We start from the raw sequence: 19,448 nt of genomic DNA, 5'->3' as shown, positions 1-19,448 counted from the left end.
TTGTTATCGGCAGCGGCATCCGCCGCTTCGAGCCTCACGTCCAGATGTTCCATTCTTCTTGTTGATGCAGCGACTGCCAGTGCTTCTCTGGCATGCGATGGTGCTGTGCTGCTTGTCCGGCCAGGTGATGTGATCGAAGGGCATCGGGTCAATGAAATCACAGCATATCGCATAGTGCTTTCCGATGACTCAGGGGATGTATTGCTCTGGTCAGTACCCGAGTCGGGGGTGTCGGAAGGTCTTCAGCGCATGATAGCCGTAGATCAGGTCGAGGGGGCTGCAACCGGGGAGCGCATTCAGGCGGGCAGTCTCTTGCCGCTTGAGTAGTGGTTGTGGTTTGACGACATAAAAACAGTATTGAGGGAAGGCTTGCTGGTTCTGCAGCGGCCGGGGAAGGGATAATGAAGTCTATCAGTCGGTGTGCCGCCGTTGTTGCGGCGCTATGTGTCGCATTTTCAATGGCGCCCCGGATTCATGCCTCTTCGGGCGGTGTGCTCGATCCCTTCAATATCCCGGCCGGAATGTCGGCACACTTCAAAGGCAATGAGGACGATATAGCGCTTATTGAGTTTGCGGGCAGCTTCGATGCGACGAAAGCCGATGGAGAGCCTAATGCTGAGGCGAGGGCCGCAATAACGCGAGAATATTTCCGGCATAACGCAGACGCTTACGACTTTATCTTCTTCTTTTCCCTTTTTGATTATGAGTTACTGGAGGATGCTCTTGCGTTCCATATGGGCGTCAGAAATGACGTTCAGGGTATCGGGCTTCCTCTGTACGATCTTAGTCCTACTTTCGGAAGCAGTGGTAAGTTGCAGGGCCTGATTGACATGGGTCCGATCATGCTTGACGGCGCGAGCTCCTCACCGGAAAGCAGTAGCTATCCACGATTGCTTAATACGGCGATGCACGAAGTCCTGCATCAGTGGGGCATTTATGTCGACTTTATTGACCCCGAGACGGGAGTGCGGTCGGATCGCCTGCGCGGCCATCAGGATTCACACTGGAGCCCGTTGGTACACACTGAAGGGTCTGTGCAGTATGGCGCCAAATGGCTCGATAACCAGAATGGTTCATTTACACCCGTTGCAGAACGTTTGTTCTACAGTTCCCTCGATCTTTACCTGATGGGGTTGTTGCCGCCCGAGAGTGTCAGGCCCTTCTTTCTTATCGATATTCCTGATCCCCATATCGAAAGAGAAGCTATCTCTGCCGAAGGGCAGACTGTGTTCGGGAGACGGATCAACATAGGGATTGAAGATATCGTCGCTGCAGAAGGGCCCAGGGTGCCGTCTGTGTCGGATGCACAGAAGTCGTTTGACGCAGCCTTCATACTGGTCATGCGTCCGGGGCAGACGGTGCCCCCCGAAGTGCTGGGAAGAATTAATGCTGTGCGGCGCGATGTCGCGCAGCGCTTCAGTATCATGACCGGCGGGAAAGGCTTGTTGAACGTCCATTCCCGAGTGCGCCCTGTCGGTGAAACCGGTGAGGCAGATATTGTCGCCGATGATGCCATGCCCGGCGAAGGAGAGTATTCGCTCGGTTCGGCGCTTGTCTGGTTGCGCAACAGGCAACAGGAAACGGGGCAGTGGCAGGATCGTACTTCTACGGCCCTCAAGGACACCTTGCTCGCCGATGCAGTGCTCGCCAGTACGACGTCCGCCTATTCGCACGAGGACCGAGCCCGTGCCGATCAGTGGTTGCGAGAGGTCGAGGCTGAGGATACCGATGCATTGGCCAGGCTGGCATCGGCCCTGAAGCCATTCTCGACAGCAGCGGTGGACCTGCTCGCCATGCGGCAGCGTCCTGATGGCGGCTGGGGGTTGGGTAAAGACGATCAAAGCAGCGTGCTGGATACCGCACTTGCCGTGCAGGGGCTGAAATTGCATGCGCATGTAGCCGATATCATACCCGGCGCACTTGCTCGGCTGATCGCTGACCAGAACCCGGATGGCGGCTGGGGCATCACTGCTGGCGGCGCCAGTCAGCTGGCGTCCACCTCTGAAGTGATAAGGGCCATTGCCGGGATTGAGCAGTTGCAATCACACCGGGGTGCTGCTGCCGAGTGGCTCGCAGCGCGTCAGTCCACCAGTGGCGCCATCGGGGACGGCGTTGCTTCGACTGCATTGAGCCTGCTGGCACTTGCCGAGGGGCAGGCGCTTGACAAGGCTGATGCTGCCGCAGCGGTCAACTTCTTGAGACAGAGCCAAAGTGATAACGGGAGCTGGGGCGATAGCGTCCATAACACGGCGCTGGCCGTCTCAGCTATCCAGTCAGCGCAGTTCCCCGACTGGGCGCTGACAGAGGTCAGCATGCCGGAGGGCGATGTGCGCGACGGGGACCTGTTGCCCGTTGCCGTAACGGTCACGAACCAGGGCTTTGTCAATGCGCCCGCGACACAAGTGGCGCTCTACCTGGGAGACCCCGCCAATGGCGGCATCCTGATCGATATCATCGATATTCCTGCGCTGGTGGCAGGGGGCGGTGTCTCCGTGGTGCTGCACTGGGATACCAGTGGGTATGGTGGCGGACAACATCTTTACATCGTGGTCGATCCACATGGAAATCATGCCGTGGCGGGTGGTCAGGGGGGGCTTTCTGACATTCCTGTAGAAATCCACGTGCCCCCGGCGGAGATTGATATAGCGCCCCAGCCGATCAGTCTGACTTCCGGAGAAGTTTCAGAGCTTCCCGTCACCATAGGCCTGTCTTCGGTGGTACGGAACGTGGGCACGGTAAATGCCGAGGGCGTGGTGCTTGAATGGTGGGTCGAGCAGGATGGCGAGCGCGCGCTGCTTCATCGAGAGCACGTGAACATCGCTGGCCGCGCTGATTTTCTCGCTACCGCCAGCTATGACTGGCGCACCGGCGGAGGGCGAAAATTCATCCTGGTGGCAGATCCTGATGGGCTGCTTGAGGAAAGCAATAGCGCTAACAACCAGGTTACGAAGCGGGTGGTGCCCCAGGCTGTTGTGGATCTGGCCGTGCCGGGGATTGCGGTTGTTGGCACTCCTGCCCTCGGGCAGACGGTGGGCATAAGGGTCGACGTTGCCAATCTGGGTACTCTGGATGCGCCGAGCACGCACCTTGATATACGGATAAGAAACGGCGCCGATGTGACGCTGCTTGAGCGTATCAGTATGGTGCTGGCGGCGGGCGAAAGCCGGCAGTTGGAAGTGCCATGGTTGGTCGATGAGACGGGAAGCGTAGTGGTAATCGCTGAAGTGGATCCGGACAACCTGGTGCTTGAGAAGACAAAGGAAAATAACAGCGCTGAGGTCAGTGTTCAGGCGGAAGCGCTGGACGGTATCAATCTGCGAGTCCGCCACGATGATCTTGTGGTAATACCCGATCCATTGAGAGAGGGTGCGGGCGCTACACTGCAGTCTCGCGTTCATAATACCGGAAATCTCGATGCACATAATGTAAAGGTCGCGCTTTATGACGGTAACCCCGGTGCTGGCGGTGTCATCATCGCATCTGTTACGGCGCCCCTGGTGCCGGCTGCCGGTTCTGCGGAAATCACAGCGATCTGGCCAGAGATAGCAGGTTCGGGAAACAGATTGGTGTATGTGGTAGCTGATCCGGATAACGAGATAGAAGAATTTGACGGTACGGACAATGTCGCATTCAGAACATTCATTGTCCGGTCATTGCCGGACGCTTATCTTGGTGCGGGCTCCATTTCTGTACAGCCGACGCTGCCAAGAGCCGGGGAGCCGTTCACCATTTCCGCAAGAGTGGACAATATTGGCCAGCAGGCGCTGAGTGACTTTCCGGTAGTAATTTATAAAGGGAGCGCGCAGCCGGACAATGCTATCGGTGTTCAGCGCATGGATATCGCAGCAGGCGAAGCTGAGAATGCGATATTCCAGGTAGATGGCATCAGTGAGGGAAGCGAGGTCTACCATATCGTTGCCGATCCGGAAGGTGAGGTGGAAGAGTCCAGTAAAGCCAACAACAGTGCACGTGTGACAGTCGGCGTACAGTCTGGCCTGATCTATACCGACCACGCCTACATATCGCCCGATGGTGACGGCGTTCAGGATCAGGTTCGCGTGCAGATCTCCGGCGATGCAGGGGAAGCTGCCATCCTGTCCGTTGAAACAAGATCGGGCCTGAAGGTGCGGGATGCGCTTCCCATGGATGAGTCCGTGGTGGGGCAATTTATATGGGACGGCAAGAATAATAGCGGCGCGGTGGTCGCAGACGGCGCTTACAGGATCCGGCTATCGAATGCGACAGGATCAGCAATTGCCAGTGCAGATGTCGTGGTTGATACCAACAGGTCATCACTGACCAGCGCGATAGAAAGCGTTGAGAGACGTTGGGTGGAAAGCAGGTCCTGTGATATCGCGACAGACGCATCTCAAGATATGGGATGGCGGTTGTCCCAGGACGAGCAGATGCTTTTCTTCAGCAAGAATCACTCAAATTTCTATCCAGGCATGCCTGACGGTATCCATTTAGCGGCGCTGTATTCGGATCACGAAGCGAGCATTGTTACACGCAATGAGCATCCGGATGCCGAGAGGTTTGATCTTCTGGCAGTCAATCAGCCGGGCAGCCATGTTGCTTACGGCTTGTGGCGGCCGACTGCTGTCGATGGCCCGCAATATGAGATATGGGAAAGGCGCATTGATTCAACAGTGCCCGGTGAGCTCCTCATGGTGCTGGGTGATGTCCAGCAGGTGCATGCGGAGTATGGCGGTGACACGCGATCGCTATTCGCGCTCGTAGACAGAAATGGTGAGCTGAGCGTGTATAACGCTACGTACGGCCACGCCGTAGGCCTTATTCCAGGTACGTATGGAACTGTATGGCGGAGGCCCCGGGTGGCGCTTCTCCCAAACAACAGTCACGAACGCGTCATCGTACATATCGATATGGCCACATATGATTATGGTTTGGAAGGAAGCTACGTCGGGGTGCTCAATACGGAATCCGGTAGTCTCTCCCATATCCGGGAATATCAGGCTGCGTCCTGGCCGGGTGGTGGCTCAGGCCCGGAACCGTCAGACGGTGCCTTGAGTGTCTATTGTGATAATCCGGGAGACTGTGAGGGTCGGCGGCGCATATCGGTGCAATATCCGATGAATCCGGTCTGGTCACCAGACGGCGCTCGTTTTGCGCTGGGCAGCGAGTATCAGAAGCTGGTTATACATGACAAGGATGGTGGCATTCTCAACAGCTACCCGTTGCCGACAGTGCATGAGTGGTCTGATCTGATCATTCATTCGCCAGCATGGTCGCCGGATGGAGGGCGCATTGCCTTCACCATGGGCGGTGCGGCCGGCTCCGAGATGCAGGGTTATGTGTCCATCCTGGATATGGACAGTGGCGATGTGAGAAAGCTGCAGCTTTTCTATCACCAGGATGTGCCCCATTCCTTCTACTTTCAGGTGTGGAATGGCAGCACGTGGACTGACGTCGGAAAGACGCGACATGCAGAGAAATTCTCGAAAGACGTCATAGACCTCGGCAGGGTCTTGCCTGATGCAGATGGCAAGTACCGGCTACGCATCTTCCAGCGGGGATACGAGGAAGGGCATATAGACAGCCTTACCATGCTGGACCGTTCCGGAGGACAGGTTGCTCCGTCCCGGGCGACTATGCTGAGCACAGGAGAGGATGTGCTGAGCCATGTGCTTGATAACGACTATCTTTTTGTCGACGTGCATGAGCAGATGATTGAGGTGGAGTGGGACGCTATTGATAGCCTTTCCGGAAAAGTGCTTATCACTGCCCAGGAGGCTTCTCCGTCTGAGCTTGACATCCGGCCATTCAGCTACCCTGAGGGCAATGGAAGGCGCTTCTATAGCGTTCCGGTGCCGCGCGGACCGCCTGCTGCAAAACGGCACGACGGGCCGCTATATGAACTTGATCCTGTCTTTGAAGTATTTTCGCGCCCGGATACCGTGCACAAGCCCGCCATGGTCAGAGGCTATGCCTACAGCGATGGTGAATACCTTTACGCAGCGCTTGATTTTGCGCTGGACAGCACCCGCGAAGATCGCGGGGACTGGGCTGAACTCAGAGTGCATCGCTCTGACGGTGTACGGTCATTTGCCGTAGATGCAGAAGGCGGTCCATGGGGAAATGTAAGTTTCATATCGACACCAGAAGCCGATTGGCCGCATCGCTACTATGAATTTTCTGTGCCGTTGGATGAGGTTGTCGGTCCTGAGGGCGATGTTGTCAATATAAGCTTTCGCGCATATGGATCGGCGGGTGAGTTTGACCTCGAGGAGGAGCGGCTCGATTTCGCCTATGACCTTGTATGGTTGCCGGGTGATGATGCAGTCCTGGTCCATGACACCAGATTCTGGCACCAATACGACCATGGCCGCCGGACGCCGTATCTCCTGAGGATGTTTGGGGATCATGTCGATTTCAGGCCAGTACTTCAGAACGTTGATAGTCAGGGAAGATCGCTGCAGCTGTCTCCTCAAGGGCGGAAGCTCCTGTATCACGACTACCCCATGCCGGGTGCGTGCAATACCAGGCCGCAGGGGGTCAGGGTTCCGCAGCTCTATGCGCTGGATACACTGGATAACCTCACTGCGGATATGCGTGTCATGCGGGCCGCTGGCGGTGCCGGGCTCGAAATATATGGCACTGCGACAGACAAGCATTTTGATCGGTTTGAAGTAGAGTATCTGGCCCATGGGGAAACGCAGTGGCGGCCAGTTCGCCCTGTTGGTAGTCGGGAGCAAGTGGATGCGCTGATCGCAACATGGGTGCCGCCTGCCGCTGGGCGATACCGTGTCCGTCTTGTTGTACATGACAAGGCGGGGAATTCGCACATTGCTTCCCGGAATATTGTTTGGTCGGAATCCAGCCCCATCACTGACGTATATCTGAGTGATGACCTGTTTGCGCCGTCTGCAGATACTGGCGGAGACGGCTTGAGCCTGAATTTCAGGGTGCGCTCGCCTGTCAATCTGAGCGTCGATATCTTCTACGGTGATACCTTGATTCGCACGCTCTCGGGCGCGTTCGATCTCGTGGGTGAGCAAGCCGCGCTACTCTGGGATGGTCGTGATCAAGACGGTCGCCTTGTGCCGGATGGGGAGTACCGGATAGTCATTCTTGGTCTTGAGTATCGGGTAAAGATTGACAACACGCCGCCGTCGTTCTTGATCAGTATGGCAGAAAATCCCGCGGTGTGTGTTGGTCACTCCGGGTCGGGTTATCTGGAGCCGGGCGCACTTTCGCAGTCTAATGCCTGCCGCTTTCTGGTGAGAGACACTCTCCTGAATGTGACAAGCCAGGATGACGATATTGCATCTGTACGGTTTGAGTACAGTGACTATGGCGCTGACCATTGGTCAGCGTTTGATGCAGAGCGGGTCGCTGACCCGGGGGAAGCTATTCTCTGGCAAGCGCCTCTTCAGGAGGCGGACATTGCTAACAAGCGCTACAGGATTGTGGCGCAGGATCATGCCGGTAACAGATCGGTGACGCATTACGTCCCGACACAGGCACAAAATCGCGCTGTTCTCCTTGCAGCGAAAGCCCCCTACAAAAAGCCGGAGCTAAAGAACGGCGCAATGTTCCACCCCATGCTGGTGTCGATGCCCTATGCCGGAGGCAGCATCGCCACTGAGGGAAGGGAAAACCGCGTTTTCAGGTATAAAGACATCGATCACGAAAGGGGGCCGTCCGGATTCCTCATATCCGAGACGCTTACCTCGCCGCCGGCAGCTGTTTTTGCGGAATTTCGCACCTCTGGACGACCCGCTGGTGAATGGCAGCGTGACAGAGTGCTCGAATTCATGCCGCAAGAATGGGAACGTTGCTTCAGCGGTAATGAAGAAACCTCGGTATGTGCAGAGATAGATGCAGTCCAGGAAATGACCAGGCAGCGTATCCATTTGCGGTGGGATACACGAAAGCTACCCGCCAGCGGAACATCCGAGCTGCGCTTTGTCCTTGTGGGTCATAGTGGCGATGAGGTCAGAACCCAGGCGCTGCCATTCAACAGACCTATCTGGCGGGCCAAAGGGGTTAGCGAAGAAGGTGCTGATTACGTTCTTTCCGGAACAATATATCAGCCCATGGAAACAGGTTGGATAGACGTCCATCTGAGTAGTGATGAGGACGAGCGTTACAGGTCGAAGACGCTGGTGGCCAGCATTCCAATGCATGACTATGAGCCTGGCCAGGATTTCAAGGCCAATCTTCCACTTCTGGATTGCCATCGCTACACCTGGTACGCCTCGGCGAGAAATCAGGCCGGTACGATACCGCTGTCTGAACATGCATCATCCTATGGATCCAGGTGCCTTGCCATGGCCTATGCGGTGATGCCGGTGGGCGCTGCGTCTGACCAGGCGCGGCTGATCGTGGCGCCCCTCTCTTCGAGGAATGTGCCGCTTTCGTCGCTATCCATTGGCTTGCTCCGTCAAGGCAATGTGAATGATGTGTTGCTGACGGATAATTCCCTGGCAAATGGGCGGGCCAAGGAGTACATGCTGGATGTCACCGGATGGCCCGAAGGAACGACAACTGTGTTGTTGTGGCTGGTGGACGAGGAGGGCAGTAGTGTAGCGCAGCATGTTCCGATATACATCGATTCCTCGCCTCCCGAGTTGTCAATCAACACGCCGGGCGAGGGAACATCGCATTGCCTCTCGCATCCGGCCGGCATTGTGTTTGCCGATGATATATCGACCTCTGAGCAGGGAGCTGTGCCTGAGGATTGGCAGTTTTCTGCGCAGCCATCCATGGATTTAGTGCGGAGTAATTTCTCTCTGCTTGCATCGAGCTTCACACAATACCTGGTGTTTGATGAGCTGGGTGCGACGCTTCGGAGCACGCCTGCCTCGTTGCTGTCGCTGGTGGCTTCTGTAGAGAATGAATCAGGGGTCAGGCTTTTTTCCTCTGATCTAACGGAGGAAATCAGGCCAGGAAGTGAAGGTGTTTTGTCGTTCTCGGGCCAGATCTCGCTTGGAGAAACCGCGTTGCCGGACAGTGACGTCGAGCGAGCCGTCAAGCTCGTGGTGCGTGCCACTGACGCGGCCGGCAATACGACCACAGCAGAGCGTGGCTTCTTCCTCGAAGGTCCTGGCGCTCAACCGGATCTCAGCATAGTGCTTCCCTCAGGAGAAAGGACGGGCGCCGGAACCTATTACCTCAATCCGGATATCAGCGGTTTCGGTGGCTTGCAGATGGAGTTGGGCGTGAGCAAGCCGGGCGAGGTGGTGTTGCAGCTCCATAGGCGGAACACTACCGTCGAAGGCTCAGGCTTCGAATATATAGGCGATATCAAGCGCTTTCCGTCCCTCCTGGAGGGGCAGCATCAGAGCCACTGGGATGTTTCCCTGATGGGCGATAAGCTGGCCGACGGTATTTACGCCATCGTACCGGTACTCAGAGATTACTGTGGCCAGCTGTCGCGAGTTGATCTTCAATTTGTGCCCCGGATAGTGGTGGATACCACAGCACCCAAATTGTCTGACGTGCGTCCTGAGGCGGGAAGTCTGGTTGGCCTTATGGTCAGTACGGGCGTCGTGCTTGAAGAACTCAATCCTCTCCCCGAGGCATCCTCGGGACTTGATCTGGTTTATCGAGATACCGAGACAGAGGCAGAAGTGCCACTTGATATCTGGAAGGTGCCCAACGAGGACGGGTTGCGCAGCTATGCTGGTGAATGGAATACCTATGGGCATTCCGGGCTCTACGAGCTGATATGGCGAGCGACTGATCGAGCGGGGAACCGCACCGAGCAAAGAATTCCTGTCACTGTGTCAGAACGGGAAGATCTGATCGCAGCGCTGGCCATCCTCACACCCTATGTTTCGCCGAACAGGGACGGGCGCCTGGATGTTTTGCGATATCGCGTGTCTGTGACCGAGGCCGTGCATGCGGAGCTGGCAATACGTCCTGCCGGCACGCAAACCCCGATCCATACGGAGACCCTTCATTTGCTGACGGGTGATACCGACCTGGCATGGGATGCATTGCGCCCTGACGGCAGCGCCTACGCAGATGGCCTCTATGAGCTTGCCATTACTGCGACATCGAGCGAGCACGCCGCAATAACGCAGCATGAGACTGCATATTTCTCGATCAGCACTGTGGCACCGATAGCGAATGTGTCGGGCCTTTCCGATGGTTTTCTGACCCCGCCGTTTATGCTGGAGTTGGATATCATTGATCCATTGCTGGAGCTGTACGACGTTCAGTTGCACTACGAAGACGAGCTGATCGGCCAGTGGGACGGTGAGCATGCGGTACGCCACCTTGCGCTTCGTCACGGCCGGGACGCGTGGCAAGAAGGCGCTCATTCGCTGAGTATTCATGCCTCGAACCTGGCGGGGAATACGGTGACTGAGCGGCATGACTTTGTTGTGGATTACTCGCCCCCTGCACTCGCATGGCTGGCCCCCTCGCAGGTGCAGTATGGCGGCACGTCAAGCGTGGACATCCCATGGATGCTGTCTGTCGAAGAAGCGAATCCCTCACAGCTGAGCGTGACGATTCATGACGAGTCAAGTGATGCCGAGCTGCTTTATCAGGGCGTTCCCGATGTCGCGACTGTCGAAGGCTTTATAGAAACAGAGGGTCGGGACGGGCGTTTCCGTCTTCTCGCTGAGATGCATGATCTGGCGGGTAACCGCAGCGAGATCGAGTGGTTGTTTGATATTGATCGCCTGGCGCCCATCGTTGAGATACACGAGCCGGAAGAGGGCGACTACTTGACGGGTGAGTTTGCCCTGCATGGCCTGGTGGTGGACCGCAATATTGAGCAATGGCGTGTGGTGCTTGAACAGGTAGACGGTGCGCCCGGGCAGATGCTGGGCCATGGCGCGGAGACACGCGAGGGTTTGCTCGGTCATTATGTCCCGGGCGTTGCCGACGGGAACTATGTACTACGACTTATCGCAGAAGATAAGGTGGGGCATGAGTCCATAGCGGAAGTCAATGTCGTGGTGGATACCACGCCGCCATCCGCACCAACGGCGCTGACAATCATCGGCCCCGAAGCAGGTATCGCACGGCTCTCCTGGCAGCCTCCTGAAGCGACTGATCTCGACCATTATCGCATCTATGATCGTGGCGAATTGCTGGCTGAGCAGGTGCTGTCGCCAGAATGGTCATTTGTCCCGATCCCTGACAGGAACTATCGGTTTGAAGTTGTCGCCGTAGATCACGCCGGTAATCGCAGTGAATCTTCATCGGCTCTGGTATGGAAGTTCGATACCCAGGGGCCCGCCGTCGCTATTCTCACACCGGCGGCCGGTGATCGGGTCAGCGGGTACGTCAACATTATCGGTTCCGCCTTCGGCCCGGAATTCGGCAGTTATCAATTGAGCGTGGCTAACGGCCAGACTCCCGATAGCTGGCACCCCATATCCGAATCCTCGCTTGCAAAACGGGGGGAGCGACTGGGTCAGTGGGATACGCTGTCAGGTCTCGGGGATGGTGAGCATCTGCTCATGCTTGAGGCCAGCAATGTCGGGGGTAACATATCCCGGGTTCAACTGGCGATTCACGTAGACAATTCGCCCCCGGATGCACCGTCCATGTTGCAGGCGAACCTGGAGGGCGAAGATGTACTGTTAAGCTGGGAACCATCCGCCTCCAGTGATGTGCGCGGCTATCTTCTGACGAGAAACGGACGCATTGTCGGTGCGTCAGGCCCGGTAATCGGAGAGGTTACCCCGTACCTTATTGCCGGTAATTCTGCGGTTGATATCGGGGTGCCGGATGGCCTGCACGACTATGCCGTTTACGCGTATGACCATGCGGGCAATGCCTCAGAACCGGCTGAGACATCCATTTCGGTAGACCTGCGAGCCCCGGATATTCACTGGCTCGCGCCGTCTCCGCATGCCGCTTTTGAAAATTCTGTGATGCTGCAGATTGGCAGTGACGATCTGGATATCGCCGTGGTGAGATTCCGCTACCGTGTGCTGGGCGATACCGCCTGGTTTGACCTGTCACCTGATCAGGATCGCCGGCCGTATACCTATAGCTGGGACACTCGCAATCAGGCGTACGGCAGTTTCGAAATACAGGCACAGGCCTGGGATCAGGGCGGGCAAAGCAGTGTATCCGAGACCAGGGTAATACACAGGACCGACCTGACGCCGCCTGATGCACCCTCGAGTTTCTCTGCGCAGGTGGACGGCGATAGTGTCAATCTGAGCTGGCAAGCCTCTAACGCCGAGGACGTTGCCTTTTACAATGTCTATTACAGGATGCCTCCCTACGATGAGTGGTTCCATCGGAGCGAGGTGAGCGCAACGCAAACGACATATACCGCGCCCGAGACGGAGGACGGTGATTATGTCTTTGCGGTGTCGGCTGTTGACAATAGCGGTAATGAATCCACCCGAGGGGATGAAGTAGAGGTACTGGTGTTTGCTCCGGTGCTGGAGATGCCGCCGAGCATTATCGATGCACCCTATCTTATGCTGTCGGGCCACAGCCCGGCCGATGGACAGGTAGTCGTGCATGTGGCATCCGATCCCGATGCACCGCCGGTTGCCAGTGCTGCTGCAGAAATGGGTGCTTTCTCACTCCAGGGCATACCGTTATCCGAAGGTCTGAACGCGTTTGATCTCTGGGTCGAGTACGGGGATGGCCATCGCAGCCGCAAGGTTGAGATGCAGCTGCTGCGTGTGGCGAGACCGTATCCTGTTCGCGATCTGGCGCATGAGTTCCCGGATCCGGGCAACCCGGAGCATGTCCGTCTGTCGTGGCGCGAGCCGCTGAACACGTCGCAAGCCTGGTACATCATCAGCAACGAAGAGCAAGTGCTCAATGCGCGACAGGATGCGGTGCCTGAAAGTTATGCAACATCGTCCTGGGGATGGTACTACCTGGCCGGTCCAGACAAGGCATTTGATGGCCTGGCTGATACCGCCTTCCGGCCCTATTCACTGGATTGGGATCTGACGGTCGTATATCCGGAAACGGTATGGCTTTCCGAGCTGGAACTTGATTGGCTTTATTCCCCCCGGGCTGTGCGTCTATGGGGGAGCGTTGGGGGCCTGGAGGTACTGTTGGCCGAACAGCAATACGACGCCACACAAAGTAACCCGGACCACTGGAGAATGGCGTTTGATACGCCGTGGCCTGTGTCCTCTCTCCGGCTGGAAGTGGAAGGGCGTGGCGGTATCGGGGCCCGCCTGGCACGCATGAACGCCCGCTCGCTTTCCCTGAGTGATGCGTTGCAGTTCGATACCTACCTGGAGCGTGATGATTGGCGTCTGTCGGTGGAAGCCCTCAACCAATACGGGCAGATCAGTGAACCGGCGTTCATCGATATCCAGAGTGGCGATCGGGAGCCCCCGGAGCCGGTGGTGCTGTCCGTCGAGGTAGACGGCGCATCCGCGATGCTGTCCTGGCCTGCATCAACATCACTGGATGTTGCGCAGTATCGGGTTTACCGGGATGGAGAGTTGCTGACCAGTCTGGCGGCAGAAGAGCAAAGCACTTATCAATATACCGATGCGGGCCTGGCCAATGGCGTATACCTGTACCAGATCCGACCGCTGGATGCTGCGGGGAACCTGGGTGAATTCTCCAATACTGCCCTGGCCAGCATTGATACCGGTGTACCCGGAACGCCAGGCAACCTGGTGACGGTGCCGGATCCTGTTGCGGGCTGCATCGACTTGTCCTGGTCGGCGGCAGCGGGTGGGCAGGTCGTTGCTTACAGGGTGCTTCGTGCAGAAAACGACGGCGCTTTCCATAACGTGGCTGAAGTTACAGGGCTGGTCTGGCGCGATTGCGATGTTTATCCCGACGTTCAGTACACCTATCAGATTGTAGCGGTTGATGCATTGGGGAATGGTGGTGATCCCTCCGGCCCTGCTTCCGATTACGCGGAGGACACAGTGCCGCCCGCGCCGCCGGTTATCACTGCGCCTGTTGAAGAAGACGGTACCTATGCCGCAGAGGGCACGCAGGTCGATATTGCCGGATCTGCTGAGCCTTTTAGCCGCGTTCGCCTGTATCGCGATGGTCTGCTGATCGGTGAAACACAGACCAGCCCCCCTGGCCAGGCAATGGCGGGCGTCATCCTGCAACCGGTTAACGGCAACGATGTGCCGATACTGCTCTCGCCAAGCGCTCAATGGGCCGTGATGGTCGAGCAGGCGGAGGAGCAAGTCTATGTGGGGGCCTGGCCCACGGGACAGGTTGTGCTTCCCCTGGCTCATGTGGACGAGTTCGTCGGTCTGACCTGGATTGATGGTGGCAGACTGGCGCTTGTCAGGTTGGTCGATGGGCAGTATTTCAGTATCGACATCGCTGATCTGGCTTCGGGTAGTAGTACGCAGTTGCATCAATGGCCACTGGGCGCAGCTGTGCCCGGCATGATCGGATTCCATCAGCCGTCCGGCCAGCTCTACTTGCCGGAATACGATATGTCCGGGCATTCCGCTTCGCTGTTGCGCGTAGATGTGGCGACAGGACTGCCGCAGCGCGACACGATAGCCATCGGCATGCCGGGCCAGGTTCATTTGTCTGCGACATCGCAGAAACTGGCATGGCAAGAGTCGGGTCAGATCACGGTGCATGACCTGACAACGCAACAGGCCCTCCTGCTTTCACATTGCCCCGCAGCTGCCCTGCTGGGTTGGACTGCTGATTCGCAACAGGTTGTGACGATCAGTCCGGAGCATGACGCGATACAGGTCTGTGATCTGGAGGGCGGCGTGGCCGTGGTGCGTGCTGAACACGGTGCCCACTATACCCCGCCAGTGGATGACGGTGCGCTCCCGACCAGGGGAATGCTCTTCATGGACAGCAGTGGTGATGCGCCCGTTCTGTATACCCACGACGGTCATTCAGTGAAAGCACTGGGAGAGCATCGCCCCTCCACCAATCTCTTCTACCAGCATGTCGATCTATTGGACGATGGTCGGTTTTGGGCCTCATACATGAACCTGGAAACGGGTGAGTTTGGCATCGCTCAGGAGGCCCGAGCGGAAACTCTGGGTGAATTCCGGTTTTCCGATGTAGCGTTGCGTGCGCCTGAATCACGCTTCCATGCAGTGGCTATTGATCGGTTCGGCCATCACAGCGGACCGTCTGGTGAAATCAGGGTGACAAGCGCCGACATGCCCATCGCCAATCTCGGCGTTTCTCTTGCCGGCCCGAAGACCGTCGCGCGCGGCAACATTGTGTTGTTCGACGCCGTCGTGACCAACAGCGGTAACCTGCCAATGCCGGCCACGCCTCTGGTACTGACCATGCTGGCGCCGGATGGCAGCAGTACGCTTCAGCTGGATGTCCTGGTGCCTGTGCTGGATCCCGGCGAACAGGCCCGTTATCCCCTGAGCTGGGCAGCAGACAGTGCAGGCGGGCATACGCTGGATGCACGCCTGGGTTCCGTCATGCTCGGTCTGGATGATGTGCCTGGAGATAATCGGGCATCGCATCAGTTCCAGGTTGTGGACGCGCAGGATATTGGCCTGGCGCTCTGGAGCAGCACGACTGAAGTCCGCCCTGGCCAGGTGGTTGCGGTGGACTGGTCGATCAGCAATCCCACCTGGCTGTCGCATTCAGGCGATCTGGTATTTTCCCTGGAGGATGTGAGTGGCGGCACGGTGGCGGAGCTGGCCAGATTGCCCTCCCATAGCGTGCCCGCAGGCGGCCTCATTGCCGAACGTCAGTCTCTGGTGATGCCAGAGGCGTTGCCCGGCGATTATCGTCTGGCGGTCGCGTTTGACAGTGCGCGTGATGGTAAACGGCGCTCTGCTCAGTGGTCCGTCCTGATGTTGGCGGATGTACAGCTGTCACTGGCGGTCAGTGGCAGCGGCAGGCAGTTCCTTGCCAATCAGCAGGTAGATATCAATGTTGATCTGACTCATCACGGTGTGTCGGGTATTGCCAGTGACATGACGCTTCAGGTTGCCGTGACACGCGTTGAAGCGACGGGGCCGGGCGACCAGCCTGTCATGCAACACGACATCGCCCTGCCGGTGATCACGCCGGGCGATCAGCAGCGTTATCCCTTTGCCTGGCAGACGGGCACTCATACGCCCGGTGATTATCTGTTTCATGTGGTGCTTGTCGATGCGCACGGCGTACCGCAGGCCAGTGCCAGCTATGCATTTTCCCTGGTGCTGGGTGTGCCGCAGTTGCGCGGTGTCTTGTCACTGGATCAGGCCATCCTTGGCATCGGCCAGCCTTGGGCCGTGGCGTGGCAGGTTGCCAATGAGGGCAATCACAACTTCGATGCGCTGCCATTCAGTATTGAGGCACGGCGGGACGGTGGTGTCTGGCAGTCTCTCCATGATGATCAGTTGGTCATGCCGCCTGCCACGACGCAGGCAGGCCAGGTTTCGATTGATGAGGTGCCACCGCAGCCCGGCACCTACCAGCTCAGGCTGCGTGCTTTGGCCGAAGTTGGCGGGCACACCTATCCCCAGGTGCTGGCTACCGCGGCACTGACGGTTCGGGATATTCAGGCTCCCGTGGCGTCCGTACGGGTGCCCGCTGCCGACGCGGTCATTAACACAACACGCACAATGCTCACGGTGCTTGCGGAAGACAGCATCTCGGGTGTGTCACATGTGCGCTGGCGGCAGGCGGGGGGCGCCTGGCAGGCAATGACCCTGTCTGGTGAGGCCTATACCGCGCCGCTGGTTTCCGTTCAGGAAGGTGCCGCAGCGGTGGAAGTGCAGGCGTTTGACCACGCAGGCAATGCCTCGGCAGTAACAAGCAGGCACTTTGTGGTAGATAACACACGGCCCTCTGTTGCCATCGCCGGGGTGCAGGGCGGTGTTTTCTATAACAGCCCGGTTACCCCTGTCGTGACGGTGGAAGATACACATCTGCTGTTCAGCACCGTGACGCTCAACGGCATGCCCTGGTCTGGCGGTCCGGTATTGCTGGAAGGGAGTCATCAGCTCGAGGTGCTTGCCGAGGACCAGGCCGGCAACCGTCGTCAGGTATCGTTGCTCTTTACGCTGGACATGACGCCGCCGCTCATCAGCATCGGTGGTGTATCGGAAGGCCATCACTACAACACGCCTGTTGAGCCGATGATATCGGTGAGCGATGACCATCTGTCCCGCGTTGATATGACACTCAATGGTCTACCCTACGAGGGCGGCCTGGTGTCGGAGGAGGGCAGCTATGTGCTGGCTGTCGAGGCACGTGACCTGGCAGGCAACATAGCGCAACGTGATGTCAGCTTTGTGCTGGACATGACACCGCCTGCGCCGCCGGTGGTCACCAGCGTTGCCGACGGTGATTTGCTGGATACGACGGCGCTGGCCGTGATGGGTAGTGCCGAGCCCGCCACGCAGGTGCGTCTTGAGCGAAACGGCAATGCCAGTACGGTGCAGGCTGATGCCGCAGGTCATTTCCAGTTCCCGGTCATGACGTTCTCGCAAGGGCTCAACACCATCTCGCTGACGGCAATGGATGCCGCAGGTAATGTCAGCGCTGCCAACGTCCTGTCTTTCACTGTGCAGTCGGATATCACGCCGCCGGTTATTGTCATCGAAGGCGCGGAAAACGGGGCTTACTACAATCATGATGTGGTGCTCTCCATTTCCATACATGACGAGTCGGGCGTAGCCGAGCAACACATCACCCTCAATGGCGCGGTGTATGAATCCGGGGCATCAATCGTTGAGGAAGGGTCGTATCAGCTCGTTGTGGAAGCGCAGGACACCGTGGGCAACCAGGCATCGCGCACACTACAGTTCGTGATCGACAGGTCGCCACCGATCATTGCAGTAGACGGTGTCGTTGATGAAGCCTTCTATAACCATGCCGTAACACCTGAGGTGTCGGTGGTGGATGCATCGCCGGTCGAAACACAGTATGCGCTGAATGGCCTGCCCTTCGAGGAAGGCGCCACCATTGAGCAGGAAGGCGAATATCTACTGCGCATCACGGCTGTGGATGCCGCAGGTAACGAATCGGTTGTCGCGCTGTTCTTTACGCTCGACATGACACCGCCGCTGCCGCCGACATTGCTGCACCCGGAGGAAGGGGCAGTCATTCATGGCCCGGATGTCACGATAGAAGGCAGCAGTGAACCGGGCAGCATGGTGACCTTGCGGGTCGATGAGCTGAATGTCGTGGTGCCTGCCAGCGAGGAGGGCGCTTTCAGCGCTGTTGTGTCGCTGAGCCCTGGTGCCAAGCTGGTTACGGCAACGGCGTCGGACAACGCCGGTAACGTGAGCGGGGCCTCCAGCCGAGGCTTTGCGGTACTGGAAAGCGATATGGCGATTGAGCCTGCGCCGGTACTGCAGCGGGCCAATGTGTTGCTCTGGCATCGCGCCGGCGGTGGCCAGTCACAAGCTAGCCGGACGTGGTATCAGCAGACGCTGCAAGCCCGGGGTATCCATGCCACTGTTGTCAGCACTGAAACGGCTTTCATGAATGCCCTTGATTCAGAACGGTTCAATGTTCTGATGCTGGTGGGAGATCGTGCAGCACTGGGGCAGCCGCTGTACATGAGCGCTGAAGCGATCATGCGCATACGGGGCAGCGTGGCGAGCGGCTATGGGCTGATATGGATCAACACGACGCCCAATCTGCTTGAGAGCTGGCATGACATAATCGGCGCACGCACGAGCAGCACGCTTTCGCGTGTCGACCATGTGCACTATCCCCAGGCAGAGGGCGACGCACTACAGTTCCCTTATGACGCGGAAACCGGAGGCTTCGTACTGCTCTCAGCGCAGGCTGTCGGCCACGCGGAACCGGATTGCCAGGGCTTTGCCGGATATCTGTACTGTGCAGGGTTGTGGCTGTCGCCGGGCGTTTATCCGGCTGTGCTACAGAATGAGTATGGCAATGGCCAGGTCAAGACGCTGGCATTCGATCCATTCCGTATTGGTAACCCCTTGATCGCCGGCGCTGTGCTTGACGCGGCAGTTCGCCGGGTGTCGCCCGATGCAATGGAGTCGCTGCCCTATGTTCTGACGACGCATGTTTCGTTTGTCACCGGGTCTGATCCGAACGAGGCAATTGAGGTCAGCGTTTCAGTGCCGCCAGGGGTTCGCATTGAGCCCGTTGATGGTGGAACACTGTTGGACGACCAGACCCTGATTCAGCCTGTCGATGCCGGGTTACCCGCGCCGGTACGTTATCAGCTGTCCAGTGGATTGCCGGGGCAGTATCCGGTTCAGGTGCAGGTCTATGCCACCCCGTCTGGCGCGGTGATGGCGGAGTCCACTTACTACTTTGTTTTGCAGGAAACGGATCAACAGCTGGTTGACCGGGTGCGACAGAGATTGTCGGAGGACCTTCAGCATGTGGTGCTGGCGCCAACCTTGTGGCTGTCGCTGCAGTATCTTGATGCGGCGACCGCCGCGTATCTGAATGGGCACTACGCCCACGCAGACTACAAATTGTATATGGCCATGCTGAACCTGCGGCTGCATCCCGGTTACAACCGGCAGACCATGGCCGCCATGGGGGAGTTTCAGCGCTTGATAGTGAGCCGCCAACAATGAGCGGCA

Annotated in this window: 1 protein-coding gene; it reads left to right on the top strand. The window is 57.8% G+C overall.

Annotation, left to right across the window (positions count from 1 at the left end; genetic code table 11):
• Positions 1 to 401 precede the first annotated feature (401 nt).
• A complete protein-coding gene (locus K8B33_RS06160) occupies positions 402 to 19,442 on the top strand; it encodes a CARDB domain-containing protein (protein ID WP_223424571.1) in 19,041 nt (6,346 codons plus the stop codon).
• Positions 19,443 to 19,448: the final 6 nt, after the last annotated feature.

Source organism: Alcanivorax limicola (genome assembly GCF_019931215.1).
In the GTDB taxonomy this organism is placed as follows: Bacteria; Pseudomonadota; Gammaproteobacteria; order Pseudomonadales; family Alcanivoracaceae; genus Isoalcanivorax; species Isoalcanivorax limicola.
This window is presented reverse-complemented; position numbering and strand designations above follow the sequence as displayed.

Bases quoted from the DNA above. Each gene is read 5' to 3' on its own strand.
- K8B33_RS06160 (WP_223424571.1), top strand. From the start codon at position 402: ATGAAGTCTATCAGTCGGTGTGCCGCCGTTGTTGCGGCGCTATGTGTC.